This window comes from Streptomyces sp. NPDC005181 (assembly GCF_040608395.1).
GTDB lineage: Bacteria > Actinomycetota > Actinomycetes > Streptomycetales > Streptomycetaceae > Streptomyces.
This window is the reverse complement of sequence record NZ_JBEXID010000133.1, coordinates 1-12,769: the sequence shown is the minus strand read 5'-3', so window position 1 is coordinate 12,769 and position 12,769 is coordinate 1. Positions and strand designations below refer to the sequence as shown.

Annotated in this window: 15 protein-coding genes and 3 pseudogenes; 11 read left to right on the top strand and 7 right to left on the bottom strand. The window is 67.3% G+C overall.

Translation table 11 applies throughout. From position 1 onward, the window contains the following. Nucleotides 1–174 precede the first annotated feature (174 nt). On the bottom strand, nucleotides 175–1,113 hold the full coding sequence (sigJ, locus tag ABZV38_RS37065) for an RNA polymerase sigma factor SigJ (RefSeq protein WP_356332919.1): 939 nt from the start codon (nucleotides 1,111–1,113) through the stop codon (nucleotides 175–177). Nucleotides 1,114–1,305: 192 nt separating this feature from the next. On the opposite strand from sigJ, the gene ABZV38_RS37060 reads away from it, so the two are divergent. Continuing rightward, entirely contained in the window at nucleotides 1,306–1,716 is a 411-nt protein-coding gene (locus tag ABZV38_RS37060; protein ID WP_356332917.1) for a hypothetical protein, read from the top strand. 143 nt (nucleotides 1,717–1,859) lie between these two features. Here ABZV38_RS37060 and ABZV38_RS37055 read toward each other — a convergent pair whose 3' ends face one another. After that, the gene (locus tag ABZV38_RS37055; protein WP_356332914.1) at nucleotides 1,860–2,231 is read right to left on the bottom strand and encodes a VOC family protein; all 372 of its coding nucleotides are present in this window, start codon (nucleotides 2,229–2,231) and stop codon (nucleotides 1,860–1,862) included. 277 nt (nucleotides 2,232–2,508) lie between these two features. Between ABZV38_RS37055 and ABZV38_RS37050 the strand changes: the two genes are divergently transcribed. The 5 genes from ABZV38_RS37050 to ABZV38_RS37030 all read left to right on the top strand — a co-directional run bounded on the left by ABZV38_RS37050 (nucleotide 2,509) and on the right by ABZV38_RS37030 (nucleotide 7,204). After that, nucleotides 2,509–2,973: a DUF5990 family protein gene (locus ABZV38_RS37050; protein WP_356332912.1), complete on the top strand. Its 465-nt coding sequence runs from the start codon at nucleotides 2,509–2,511 to the stop codon at nucleotides 2,971–2,973. A 695-nt stretch (nucleotides 2,974–3,668) separates the two neighbouring features. Then, nucleotides 3,669–4,658 (top strand): LacI family DNA-binding transcriptional regulator, encoded by a 990-nt coding sequence (locus ABZV38_RS37045; RefSeq protein ID WP_356332910.1) that lies wholly within the window; start codon nucleotides 3,669–3,671, stop codon nucleotides 4,656–4,658. Nucleotides 4,659–4,907: 249 nt separating this feature from the next. Continuing rightward, a complete protein-coding gene (locus ABZV38_RS37040; RefSeq protein ID WP_356332908.1) occupies nucleotides 4,908–6,443 on the top strand; it encodes a pectate lyase in 1,536 nt (511 codons plus the stop codon). A gap of 108 nt (nucleotides 6,444–6,551) precedes the next feature. Then, nucleotides 6,552–6,770, top strand: a complete 219-nt coding sequence (locus tag ABZV38_RS37035; RefSeq protein WP_356332907.1) for a hypothetical protein — start codon at nucleotides 6,552–6,554, stop codon at nucleotides 6,768–6,770. Then, a complete protein-coding gene (locus tag ABZV38_RS37030) occupies nucleotides 6,767–7,204 on the top strand; it encodes a hypothetical protein (RefSeq protein ID WP_356332929.1) in 438 nt (145 codons plus the stop codon). The genes ABZV38_RS37035 and ABZV38_RS37030 overlap by 4 nt, the downstream gene beginning before the upstream one ends. Nucleotides 7,205–7,258: 54 nt before the next feature. Here the strand turns inward: ABZV38_RS37030 and ABZV38_RS37025 are convergent. Together ABZV38_RS37025 and ABZV38_RS37020 are read right to left on the bottom strand one after the other, a co-directional pair. After that, nucleotides 7,259–7,530, bottom strand: a pseudogene (locus tag ABZV38_RS37025) (hypothetical protein); the annotation flags it as partial. Nucleotides 7,531–7,563: 33 nt separating this feature from the next. Beyond that, on the bottom strand, nucleotides 7,564–8,001 hold the full coding sequence (locus ABZV38_RS37020) for an Lrp/AsnC family transcriptional regulator (protein WP_356332925.1): 438 nt from the start codon (nucleotides 7,999–8,001) through the stop codon (nucleotides 7,564–7,566). Nucleotides 8,002–8,086: 85 nt separating this feature from the next. Here ABZV38_RS37020 and ABZV38_RS37015 point away from each other — a divergent pair, with 85 nt between their 5' ends. Further along, nucleotides 8,087–8,995 carry an SMP-30/gluconolactonase/LRE family protein gene (locus ABZV38_RS37015; protein ID WP_356332905.1) on the top strand — a complete coding sequence of 303 codons (909 nt, stop codon included), beginning with the start codon at nucleotides 8,087–8,089 and terminating at the stop codon, nucleotides 8,993–8,995. Nucleotides 8,996–9,116: 121 nt separating this feature from the next. After that, nucleotides 9,117–9,295, top strand: a pseudogene (locus ABZV38_RS37010) (epoxide hydrolase); the annotation flags it as partial. A 19-nt stretch (nucleotides 9,296–9,314) separates the two neighbouring features. On the opposite strand, the gene ABZV38_RS37005 reads toward ABZV38_RS37010, so the two are convergent. Further along, nucleotides 9,315–9,803 (bottom strand): GNAT family N-acetyltransferase, encoded by a 489-nt coding sequence (locus ABZV38_RS37005; protein WP_356332903.1) that lies wholly within the window; start codon nucleotides 9,801–9,803, stop codon nucleotides 9,315–9,317. 289 nt (nucleotides 9,804–10,092) lie between these two features. On the opposite strand from ABZV38_RS37005, the pseudogene ABZV38_RS37000 reads away from it, so the two are divergent. After that, nucleotides 10,093–10,500 (top strand): annotated as a pseudogene (locus ABZV38_RS37000) (VOC family protein). Between the two features lie 394 nt (nucleotides 10,501–10,894). Further along, nucleotides 10,895–11,374 carry a hypothetical protein gene (locus tag ABZV38_RS36995; protein WP_356332927.1) on the top strand — a complete coding sequence of 160 codons (480 nt, stop codon included), beginning with the start codon at nucleotides 10,895–10,897 and terminating at the stop codon, nucleotides 11,372–11,374. On the opposite strand, the gene ABZV38_RS36990 is transcribed toward ABZV38_RS36995, so the two are convergent. Together ABZV38_RS36990 and ABZV38_RS36985 are read right to left on the bottom strand one after the other, a co-directional pair. After that, nucleotides 11,285–11,596, bottom strand: coding sequence for an STAS domain-containing protein (locus ABZV38_RS36990; protein WP_356332923.1), 312 nt, complete (start codon nucleotides 11,594–11,596; stop codon nucleotides 11,285–11,287). The two genes, ABZV38_RS36995 and ABZV38_RS36990, sit on opposite strands and share 90 nt — an antisense overlap. A gap of 661 nt (nucleotides 11,597–12,257) precedes the next feature. After that, nucleotides 12,258–12,500 carry a GNAT family N-acetyltransferase gene (locus ABZV38_RS36985; protein ID WP_356332900.1) on the bottom strand — a complete coding sequence of 81 codons (243 nt, stop codon included), beginning with the start codon at nucleotides 12,498–12,500 and terminating at the stop codon, nucleotides 12,258–12,260. A gap of 174 nt (nucleotides 12,501–12,674) precedes the next feature. Here ABZV38_RS36985 and ABZV38_RS36980 point away from each other — a divergent pair. Continuing rightward, a partial coding sequence (locus tag ABZV38_RS36980; RefSeq protein WP_356332921.1) for a transposase occupies nucleotides 12,675–12,769 on the top strand: 95 nt, incomplete at its 3' end.

Sequence of the window (12,769 nt, the reverse complement as noted above, 5' to 3'; positions counted from 1 at the left end):
CGACATCTCGAAGCGTGGAGAACGGCCGCCCCTGTTGTCCCGGGAAGAACCGCAGATCAGCAGGTCGGGTGACCTGCGAGGATAAACGCCAAGCTCAGAAGCCGTTGTCGTATCGATCACGGTGATCGTGGGTTCGGGTGTGGCTGCTCGGTCGGGCCCCGCCCCAGGGCCGTGCTACACGGTCCACGGCCGGAGCTTCTCGGGGTTGCGCACCGCCCAGATGTGCGTGATCCGGTCGTCTGCGAGGCCGAACGCGGCCACCGTCACGGTGACGCCGCCGTGCTGGGCCACCAGACCGGGCCGGCCGTTGACCGAACGCTCCAGGAGCGTCAGGCCGGGTGCCCTGCTGCCGATCTCGATGATGTAGCGGGCAATGCGCTCGCCGCCTGCGACCGGGCGGAGCACCGCACCGACCCGGCCGCCGCCATCGGCGGTCATCGTGGCGTCGGGGTCGAGCAGGCCGACGAGGGCGGCGATGTCTTTGGCCTCCCATGCCTGTTTGAAGTCCCTGATGACGCCGGCCTGTCGGGTTGTCGGAGCCACGGGAGTCCGTGCCGCACGGATACGACGGCGGGCGGACGACGCCAGTTGCCGGCACGCTGCCGGCGTGCGGCCGACGATCGCGGCCACTTCGGTGAAGGGGTACCGGAAGACGTCGTGCAGGATGAACGCGACCCGTTCGGCCGGGGTCATCGATTCGAGCACGACGAGAAAGGCCATGTCGACGGATTCGTCCAGGGTGACCCGGTCGGCCGGGTCACCCCTGCTGTCACCAGGCCGGCCGTTCATCCACTCCGTACGGTCGGGCAGCGGCTCCGGGATCCACTCGCCCACGTAGCTCTCGCGCCGCGCCCGCGCCGAGCCGAGCAGGTCGAGGCAGATGCGACTGGCCACCTTCGTCAGCCAGGCGCCGGGGGACTCGATGGCCTCCTGCCGCTGCCGGGACATGGCGTACCAGCGGGTGTAGGTCTCCTGTACGGCATCCTCGGCCTCGGCCAGGGAGCCGAGGAGCCGGTAGGCGAGATTGATCAGCTGCCGGCGCTCGCGCATGATCGCGCTCAGGCTCGGATCGGGTCGGCCGTGTCCGGGCTCGGGCTCGGATCGGGTGGTCATGGTCTCGACGACTCCACTTGTTCGGGACTGCCCTCACCATGTTTCGGCGAGACACCGCAGCGAAATGTGAGGCCGGTGCACCGTCTCACATTCCCGGTGGCTGCGTCGTCGGACTGGTGGAACGTCGGGGCGCAAGCCACGAGGAACCACTGTCTTGAAGCAGAGTTGAGAAACAGAAGGGAAGGGCTCACCATGCCCATGCGGACGACGACGCAGCAGCGCAGCCTCATGTTCTTGATGTTCCTGCGAGCCGCGATCGCCTTGCAGACCGCGGCCATCTTCTTCCAGGCGGTCACCGCCGGACTGTTGTTGTCCTCGCCGCACGGAGAGGCGCTGCACAGTGCCGGGGCGCGCGGGATGTACGCCGCGGCGATGTTGTACGTGCTCACCGCAATCCTGGTGTGGCGGCCGGGCGGCGGCTCGCCCATGCCCATCCTGTACTCGGCCGGGTTCCTGGTCCTCGCGTCGGTGCAGGTGGTCCTGGGCATCGCGCATGTGGTGACTCTGCACGTCCCCTTGGGCATCCTGATGTTCGGCCTGAGTGCCCTTCAGCTGGGCCAGGTGCTGGCCGGCCGCCGCACTCGCGCGGATGCCGCGGTATGATGGCCGGCACGTCGCCTCACACTTCCTGCGGCTGGGTCGTCGGACGAGCGAGAGACCCCCGTGCAAGCCCCGAACCACCGCCGAGCCCCCAGAAGGGAAGGCCTCACCGTTCTTCACCGCCGAATTGATCGGAGGGAATAGCCCTAGCCGATGAGGGTCTCCTTCGGGCGGACCACGCAGAACTCGTTCCCCTCCGGATCGGCCAGCACGGCCCACGACTCGCTGCCGCTCTGCCCGACGTTCGCCCGACGGGCGCCGAGCGCGAGGATGCGCTCGATCTCGGCCTCCCGGTCCTCCGCGGCGGACGTCAGATCGAGGTGCAGACGGTTCTTGACGATCTTACGGTCCGTCACCGGCATGAAGCAGATGCCCACCGGCGCGGTCTCGTCCGGCCCGATCACGACCTCGCGCTCGCGTTCGAACAGGATCCGCCAGCCCAGCACCTCGGCCCAGAACCGGGCCAGGGCGGGCAGGTCATGGGCGTCGATGACGATGTGATGCAGCGAGAGAGGCATGTCAGCCAGTGTGCCCAGGGATCGCCCGGACAAGGCCTGCACCGGCTCGCCACCGATATCGCCTGCGGCGCCCTGAACTGCTTCACCAGCCGCCGCACTGCATGGAGTTGGGCCAACAGCACCCCGACTGCACCGGCAAGACCATCGACCGGACCCGCGCCGAGGCCCCGGGCCGCTCTGTCTTGGGCTCCCTGCCGGCAGCATCGGAGCAAGCCGGAGCCTCGACGGACTTGGCCGTGCGGACTCAGCGCCTGCCAGCACAGGGATGATGGCCACCATGCGCATCCGCATCGACGCCGTAGACCTGCCCGGCCTCACCTGCCCGCCCGGGGCACCAGCCGACGACAGCGCGGCGTACCGCAACATCCACGTCGCCGTGCAACGCCGCGACCGCCCGGGCGAATTCCTCGCCCCCCGCCCCGGTGACGCCGCGTCGGCGACCTGGACCCTGGAGTGCACCACGACCGCCTCGCCCACCGGCATCGATGTGAAAGGCCCCCATGTGCAGGGTCGCCCGGGCGGCCGGTTCATCTACCTGTCATGGGGCACAGTTGATGAAGCGGGTGCCTTCACGATGTTCCGTCGCGCCAAGCTCATGCTCGACGCCGTACCCGCCGAGGTCCTCGCCATGGCCACGCAAGCGGGTCTGCTGGTCGGTCGCCTCGGCCTGACCGACGCGTGCGGCGCCCCGCTGTGCGCGCGGGTGGTGCCCCCGGCGATCACATGGAGTGCCGCCGGATAGCAGCGGATGTCGCGCCGGATCACCAGCGTCGGGTCTGCTCGTGAGGTCCATGTCGAGCGGTGCGAGGTTATCGGTCGACAACGGAGAGCGCGAAACAGCGTCCAGAACTTCGGCTCGAACCACCGCCCCGGCCCCTCGGGGACCGTCTGGGCCAGCGCCGACACGATGGACGCTTTGCAGGGGGCCCGGCCGCCCAGCCTGCCCTCCCTTTCAGGGTGTCAGGCGCGGCGTACGGCCGCCGCGGGACTGGTCCGCCGGCGGTCATGGCCGGCGTTGTCGGCAAAACAAGGACGCTACACAGAACCGGATTTGACCGACGCATTGACATGCTCAGGACTCGCCGCCACTCTGAGGCCAGCTCCAAATGCAATCGGTTGCATTTCAGTGTCTGTGGGCCGCATGCCGGAGGAGCGAGGTGCCCCCACGCTTCGTACACCCCATCACCCCCTTGTTGGAGAGGACTTCCGGTGCTACAAGGCATAGATCCTGGCCGCGGCCATGGCGCCCGTGGAAGTAGGTGCGGGAGTCGGAGTGGTCGCCTCCGCCCCTTGACTGCTGCGCATTTGTGCAACCGATTGCAAGAAGGCGTCGTCGTCGGCGCGGGTTAGTGTGTGCACCCTAAAGAAGAGTCGGCCGGGGTTCGGGCAGGGGTTGGCCGACGGTGCGTACGGCGGGCAAGGGAAACACACGTGGCCATGACCATCCGTGACGTCGCGGAGGCCGCCGGGGTTCATGTCTCGACCGTCTCCCGGGCCTTTTCCGCCTCCCATCTGGTGAAGCGGGAAACCCGTGAGCGAGTGCTCGCCATCGCCGCGGAACTGGGCTATCAGCCCAACGAGACTGCACGCGCCCTGACCACGGGCCGCACGCGAAATCTGGGACTGATCGTCTCCGATATCGCCAACCCCTTCTTCCCGCCGCTCATCAAGGCCGCCCAGGCCTACGCACGGGGCCGCGGCTACCAGGTCTTCGTCGCTGACACCGACGAGGACGTACGAGCTGAGGAGGAGCTGATCCAGACCTTGGCCCGCCAGGTGGACGGTGTGATCCTGGTCAGCCCCCGGCTGGCCAACGACGTCATAGGCCGGCTGGGCGGGGAACTGCCTTTCGTCCTGGTCAACCGTTCCGTGGCGGGGCTCTCCGCCGTACTCATGGACGTGGCGAACGGTGCGGTCCTCGCGGTGGAGCACCTGGCCGGACTGGGCCACGAGCATCTGGCCCTGGTCTGCGGTCCCCGCGGCTCGTGGACCAGCGCGCAGATGCGACGGGCCGCCGGGAAGGCCGCCGCTGAGCGTGGGGTCCGGCTGGAGGTCCTCGGCCCCAATTCGCCGACGGAGCACGGCGGCATCGCGGCGACGCCCGCTGTCCTGGAGACGGGCGTCACCGGGGTGATCGCCTACAACGACCTGGTCGCCATCGGGCTCATCGAGGGGCTCGACGACCGGAACGTACGGGTGCCGCGGGACATCAGCGTGATCGGCGTGGACGACACCGTCGCCGGCAGGCTGAACCGCCCTCGGCTCACCACCGTCGCCATGCCCACCGCGGCGGCGGGGCACACGGCCGTCGATCTGCTGATCCAGAATCTGGAGACGTCCGGCGGGCCGGCCACGGCCCAGACCATGCTGGCGACGTCCCTGGTCGTCAGGGACTCCACCGCCGCTCCGGAGCACCCGGCCGGCTGATCGTTCGTCTCAACTTCTTGACTGGCTAAGGCGGGTGACGTACCGTCACCGCTGTTCACATACACGAACTCGGTTCGCATACGGGAATCAACTCCCGGGGTCGGGGGCGGCCTTCACCACAAGAGCACTCGCATCTGGGCTGACCAGCAACCTGCCCAGCGGCAGGTCGGCAACCTTTTACGGCCGCTGAAACGACTACGGCATGTAGCAGCAGCACCCAGCATTCGAAGACGAAAAGGTGAGGCGAGGATGAGACGACCAGTCGTACTGCGACTCTATGCGGCGCTGGCCACGATGGCCGTTGCGGCCGCGACCGGTGTGGTTCTGTCGATGCCCGAGGCGTCGGCGGCGACCGGCAGCGCCACCGGTTACGCGACCCAAAACGGTGGGACCACCGGCGGTGCGGGCGGGCAGACGGTGCGGGCCACCACGGGGACCGCGATCCATGCGGCCCTGTGCGGCCGGGCCGGCAGCAGCACCCCGATCACCATCGAGGTCGAGGGGGCCATCAACCACGGCAACACCAGCAAGGTGTCGGGCGACAGCTGCAACACCGCCGACGGCGTGATCGAGCTCAAGCAGATCAGCAACGTCACGCTCATCGGCATCGGCAGCGGAGCCGTCTTCGACCAGCTGGGCATCCACATTCGCGAGTCCAGCAACATCATCATCCAGAACGTGACCGTCCGGAACGTCAAGAAGTCCGGCTCGCCCACGTCCAACGGTGGTGACGCCATCGGCATGGAGAGCGACGTCCGCAACGTCTGGGTCGATCACACCACCCTTGAGGCGTCGGGTGGGGAGTCGGAAGGGTTCGACGGCCTCTTCGACATGAAGGACAACACCCAGTACGTGACCCTGTCCTACAGCATCCTGCGCAACTCCGGCCGCGGTGGCCTCGTCGGGTCCAGTGAGACCGAGCTCTCGAACGGCTTCATCACGTACCACCACAACCTGTACGAAAACATCGACTCCCGCACCCCCTTGCTGCGTGGCGGCATAGCCCACATCTACAACAACTACTACGTGAAGCTCAACGAGTCCGGCATCAACTCCCGGGCCGGGGCTCGCGCGAAGGTGGACAACAACTACTTCAAGGACTCCAAGGACGTCCTGGGCACCTTCTACACCGACGCGGCCGGCTACTGGCAGGTCAGCGGCAACACTTTCGACAACGTGACCTGGTCCAGCCCCGGTAGTGAGAACAACCCTGCCGGGCCCAACCCCCAGTCCAACACCACTGTCAGCATCCCTTACTCCTACAGTCCCGATGCGGGCAGTTGCGTGCCGAGCATCGTGACCCAGACGGCAGGCGCCAACAAGGGGCTGCAGGTGTCGAACGGCAACTGCTCGCCGACGACGCCGACCACCCCCACGCCTGACCCCACCACCCCCACGCCGGAACCGACCCAGCCCAGCGGGACGAACCTCAGCATCGGAGCCGGCTCCGACGGCTCCGGCAAGGCCAGCGGGACGAGTTTCGGCAACGTGCGGGACGGCGACATGAGCACCTACTGGTCGCCGGCCGGCTCGACCGGCTCCATCTCGATCAAGTGGGACTCCGCCACCGCGGTGTCCATGATCAATATCCGGGAGGCGTCAGGCTCCGCGGGCAGCATCGGATCCTGGAGGGTCATCAACGGCGACACCGGCGCCGTCCTGACCTCCGGCAGCGGGGCGGGCGTCATCACCTTCCCCCGGACCTCGCTGAACAAGATCACCTTCGAGATCACCAGCTCGACCGGCACGCCGAAGGTCGCCGAGTACGAGACCTACGCCGGATAGCAGCGCGGTCCCGCCGTCCGTCCGGGACCAGCATGCCCCGGACCCGCCGGGCAGGAGCAACGGGGGTCGTCGCATCTGACGGCCCCCGTTCGGGGTGATCAGCAGCGGATGGCGGTCACAGCGGAGCGCGGTGAGGACGGGCTCAGACGCATCGGCGCGCACAACCATGACACCGATCCGCCGCCGGCGGCCATGCTGGCGTGGGCGGTGGCCCAGGTCGGCCTGTGTCTGCTCGCCGCGCCGAGAGTACGGCGGCTGCTGGACCGCGAGCGTGTGGTGGGCGGTGCGCCATGTGGGCGGTGCGCCATGTGGGTGGTGCCAGCATGACGCTGTACCTGTGGCACATGCTACCGGTGCTGGTCGTCGCCGCGGCGTTCTATCTGACCGGGATCGCGCCCGAGCCCGCGTTCGGGTCCGCGGCATGGTGGGGGCTCCGAGTACCGTGGCTGCTGGTTCTCGGCGTCGTCCTGGCCGGTGTGCTGCCGGCGCTGCGGCCGCTGGAGCGCTGGCAGGCGCTTCTGTACGAGCGAGTCCGCCCGGACGTCGACTTGCACCGCCCCTGGCCGCTGTGGCTGGGCCTGGCGACAAGCGTTGCCGCTCTGACCTCCTTCGCCATGCGGGGCTTCGCGCACGACGGCCGGTTCCCCGTACTGCCCGCGCTGAGCCTGGCGCTGGGCACGATGCTGGTGATGGCCAACAGACGGACGGCGGTGCGCCAAACCCCCGATGAGCCCAAGGACGTCTTGACGGAAGCTGCCTGACACCATGGTGGCCAGAAACTGCGACGCGGGCGGGGAGCACCAGGTGACCGGGCGCGGTTTCCCTTGCGCGAGGGGGATCAAGGCCTGGCTGTCGTGCAGGTTCGCCCCCTCGAGATTCCGACGGAGAGGGGCAGGTCGGCCCGCTCGGTGCTCAAATAGATCTTCTACCCTTACGTGACCCGGTCGACAGGATTCGGACCCGTCAGGTCCCCCAGCCGGCGCCGTCCACCACCCTGGGGCCGCGAGGGCGCCTCCGGCACGACCCGCTGAAACAACTCCCACAGCTCATCCGGCACCAGCAGCTCAACGATCCCCACCACAACCAACAGCCTACTCAGCCAACCACATGAGATGACCTCTCAACCGGCGTCCAGCGGCCGTTCGAAGAAGGTCTCTAGAACCACTGTTGCCTGCGTCCCGCTGACCCCGTCGATCGCGTACAGGCGGCGCAACACGTCCTGGAGCCGCTCGGTGGTCGCGGTGCGCACCTTCACCAGGACGGCCGCGCTGCCCGCGATGACGTGCGCCTCCTGGATCTCCGGCACGGCGGCAAAGTCCTCGGCCCGGTCGCCCATCCAAGCCGTCGAGTTGACCAGCACGAAGGCGAGGACCCCGCGGTCGAGCGCCGCGGGGTCGACGTCGATCGTCGTGGCCCGGATGACCCCCTGTTCGCGCAACTTGCGCACGCGCTCGTGCGCGGCACCCGCCGACAGGCCGACCGCCTTGCCCAGTGCGGCGTACGGCTGGGTGGCATCCCGCTGGAGCAGCGATATCAGCTGTCGGTCGATGTCATCCACTGGCTTCATGTAAAGACCATATCTGGTTCGGTTGTATACGTGTTAGCTTGAATTTCATCCTGGTCAATCCTTCTGAGAGGACGCCATGTCCGCCGACGGCCTGTACGAGATCCTGGACGACCGCTTCCGCACCGGACGCTGTACGAACGGCGACAGCAGGCTGGAGGTCCTGCACGACGGCTGCCGCTGGGCCGAGGGCCCGCTGTACCTCCCCGCCTGGCGCCAGCTGATCTGGAGCGACATCCCGAACGACCGCATCCTGCGCTGGGACGAGGCCACGGGTACGGTCGGCGTCTTCCGCACCCCGGCCGGCCACAGCAACGGCAACACCCTCGACCGGCAGGGCCGCCTGGTGACCTGCGAGCAGGGCAACCGCCGCGTCACCCGCACCGAGCCCGACGGGACCGTGACCGTCCTCGCCGACCAGTACGCCGGTAAGCGGCTCAACAGCCCGAACGACTCCGTCGTACGCTCCGACGGCACGATCTGGTTCTCCGACCCGGACTTCGGCATCACCAGCGACTACGAGGGCCATCGCGCCGAGTCCGAGATCGGAGAGTGCAACGTGTACCGGATCGGCCCCGCGACGGGGGACGTTCACCTCGCCGCCGATGGGTTCGCGGGACCCAACGGCGTCATCCTGTCCGCCGACGAGAAGCGGTTGTACGTCTCCGACTCGCGGAACGCCCGGATCCACATGTTCGACATCCGCGAGGACGGCACGCTCTCCGACGGGAAGGTCTTCGCCGAGGGCCGGGGCGACTTCCGCTTCGACAACATCCGCTTCGACGACGAGGGTCGCCTCTGGGCCGCCGCCCTGGACGACGGCATCCACTGCTACGACCCCGACGGCACCCTCATCGGCCGGCTGCGCGTGCCCGAGCCCGTCTCCAACATCGCCTTCGGCGGCCCGAAGAACAACCGCCTGTTCATCACGGCCACCACCTCCCTGTACTCGCTGGTGATGTCGGTGACCGGGGCGCCGCGCCTCTAGCACTCCAGCAACGTTTCTCGGGGTCGAGGAGCCTGGAACTGGACTGTGGACGAAGGAACTTGAAGACCTCCTCCTGCGGGTTGGCGGCAGATTTGCGCGCATCGCGCCGCGGCGGCGGATGTACGAGACGTATGGGGTCCAGGGCGGTGACTGGGGGCCGCGATCTCGCGGGAGCTGGGCCGGCTGCGGCCGGAGCGGGTGGTCGGGGTGCATCTGAACCTGCTGCCCGGGGGCGGGGCCACTGCCGAACCCGGGGAGGCCGAGCTGTCCGCGCTGAGCCCCGCCGAGCGGGAACGCACGCGGGGGATGCCGTGGTAGTTCAATCGCCCGAACCCTCGGCATCGTGCCGAAGCCAGACATAATTGACCGGCTGAGCGGAATTCCAGTTCTCGGCAAGGCCGGGATCGACCGGCACGAACCCGGCCCCCAGATAGCACCTCAGAGCCTTCTCGTTGTCCGGGTACACGCGCATGAAGACATCGGCAAAGCCCGACTGGCGAGCTTGCGCGAGCAGGCCCCGTACGAGCACGCGGCCCAGCCCCTTCCCGCGGGCCTTGGGTGCCACGATGATCCGAGCCAGCTCGACCTCTTCCTCCTCGGCGTCGAACCACAATTCCCCGTAACCGACGAGCGTCTCGCCCTCACCTAGCACATGAGCCCGAACGTCGTCATCCTGCTGCCACGCGGAAATCGTCTGTGCAGGCACGGGGAACTCCTGCCGCCCGCACCACATGACGACTTCCGCGGGAGTAGCCGGCCAGCCCGCGATCACGGCGGCGTGAGCGGTGGCGAAAGGGAGAAGATCCATACGTGACAATCCATCCTGGGCCCGTGATCTGATCCGGTACGGGCACCGGCCATTCAGCCCAGCTGCCGCGCAAAGCTGACGCTACGTGCCCCACTCAGCCACATCCAGTCCGATTCGTGCGCATGCTGTCGCCGTACACGAGCCCCACCGCCCGGCTCCGATCAATCGACAATGCTTGGGAACGCAAGGTCCATACCTAGGACCAACGCCCGATGCCCGCATGATCCCTTGCTCGTTAGGCTCACGAGCGGCCGGTGTGTGGCTGGCCCTTGCATCAGGGGGTAACACCATGCCTGCCAACGCCATGGCTCATGTGCGCATTGCCCGTCCATCACGTGATCTTGGTGCGGCGGAACGGTTCTGAGTTTCGGGTCTCGGTCTGGACATCCTGTATCAGCATGCGGCGGACGGCACGCCCGGCCACCATTCGCTGCTGATGGTCGGCTGGCGGGAGGCTGGTTGGCACCTCGAACTCGTCAATGACCCTGCAGCTCCGATGGAGCCCCAGCCGACCCCTGACGACCTGCTGGTGGTCTACCTCGGCGAACCGGTGGCGGTTCACCTGGTGGACCGCCTCGAACAGCACGGCGGAAAGCGGGTGCCTGCCCACAATCCGTACTGGGATACCTGGGGCGTGACGCTTGAGGACCCGGATGGCTATCGCTTGGTCCTGTCCACCCGGGACTGGTCCAACTGAATCTGTGACGGACACGGAACTTGGACCTTGTCCTACATGGTTGTTGGTCGTTGAGACGTGCATGGGGGGCGTTGGACGGGATCGCGAACATCGATCACGAGGCGGTTTTCACAGCGATCATCTATTCCTCGGCGCCGTTGGCCAGCACGATGACCTCAGCAGTTCTACCCATGTGCCCAGTATCTCTACCTCGGTCTGGTTCCCGTCCTGTCGGTGAAGTAGTCGGTCTACCGGCCGGCCGGGAACCAGACCGAGGTCGTGGTGGAGGTCCCGGGAGTAGTGACGGGGGCGACCGAGACGTCGGGGCCGTAGAAGTACCGATGTCGTCCAGCAGGTACCAGCGGTCCTGGTTGAGCAGGCCGGGCGTGGTTACGGGGAGTCGCCGCTGCCGGTGATGCGCCGGCTCTCCGGCGGCATCGTCTGCACCGTCCCATTCGACCTCGCCTCCGGCCGCCAGCCCCTGATGCGCAAGGCCTTGGACGAACCGCCGGAAGGCAAGGTCGTCGAGGACATCCTCAGCGTCCTTGCGGCCACCGGAGCCCTGACGCAGCGGGACGCGCAGATGGTCCGTCTCGGACGACATGTGAAGGATCTCGTCACGTCCCAGGCGGCCACCGCAGGACGGAAGATCCTGCATCTCTACGCGACCTGGCGCCTCCTTCGCCGCCGCAGCCGTGGCAAGGACGTCACGCACACCCAACTCGCGGTTGTCCGTCAGCACCGGCGGGGTGCCGTCCGGAACGGATCCTGCGTCGAGTCGCCGGCCGGTGCGCCGCGAACTGTTCTATGGCGCAAGCGCCGCGCACACGTCACGGTGGAGCGGGACCACTCTGTCCATCCCGGTCAGTCGATACCTTTTTTCCAACGTCGGTGAGAGACCTGCAAGGGCGACTGAGGCACCGATGTGGGTCGCGCTGCGGTATGCAGCCGCGACAGCGCCTATGCCACTGGAGTCCCAGAAGGACATGAATGAAAAGTCCAGTACCAATCTTCCGGCGCCCGCCGCGATTTCCCTCAGAGCGGTAGCTCGCAGCGCGTCGGCAGTAGCCCAGTCCACAGCGCCCGTCACGGCAATGACGACGTGACCGCCGCGCATACGCGTGACGCGGATACCGAACGGCCTGATACCCAAGGACGTGTTCGGTCGATTTCGGGGACTGCCGTGGCTTTGGGACGGGGACACAAGCTGGTTTTGACAGTTGGAGAACATCGCCGTCACCTTTCGCTTGTTCTTGGCTGTCCGTTCCCATGGGCCCGGGACCGGACAACGAGGGGGCCTGGTCTCGTCACCTCGCCGATGCGGCGATCGACACCCGTTCCGACACGAGGTGGGCATGACCGCCCGCAGCGCGGCACGACCAGGACATGCGGGCCGCAGCCGTCAGCAGCCGGAGGCTGTGACGGCTACGGCGAAGAGCTGTGCCGCTCACACCGCCGGTCGGTGCCGGGCGTGACGGCGCGAATACCGACCCTCCGTGTCGATCACGAGAACCATCGAGAACCGATGTTCCGTGGTGGCCATGAGTACTCCGATCACCGTCGCTTTTTTTGCGAGCTTTCCAGTTATGACCGGCCACCCGCGCAATATGTGACATAAGCGACATTTGGCCCCGGTCCGGTTACCCGGCAGACGGGCCGGGTCATACTGCGCGCCTCATCTGGAGCGTGCCGTGCCAGAACGCGGCCTGTGCTGGCTGACCTGCACGGTCACACTGCGGCGGGAAGTAATATCGGTGCTCCACCAGCAAGATCACGAACTAGATTTTGATCCAGCACCGCCGCACGGGGCCGTGTTCGGAGTCCCGGACGTCATCGAGGATGCCGCCCTGGTGCTCGATCATCTTCACCGAGGCAAGGTTGTCGGTTTCGCAGACGATCAGTACCCGGTCCAGGCCGAGCGTCCGCGCCTCGTCGAGTATCCGGCCCAGCGCCCAGGTGGCGAGCCCGCGCCGACGTGAGGACGGCCGGATGCCGTAACCGATGTGGCCAAACTGCAGCACATAGCCAACGGGATGGTGGACTTCCTTCTCGATCCCGTCGGCGAGGCGGGTCCCGCGGTGCCCATGACTGGGATGAGCGGGGGCAGCATGAAGTTCCCCCGCTGAAGTGGACAGCCTGATACTGGGACGGATCGGTCCCGGAGGAAGTAGTCCAGGTTGAGTGGCAAGAGCAATATGAGTAAGCGGTACACGTCGGAGTTCAAGCGGGACGCGGTGGCACTGGTCCGGTCGTCGGGCCGGAATGTCACCGAGGTCGCCCGGGAACTCGG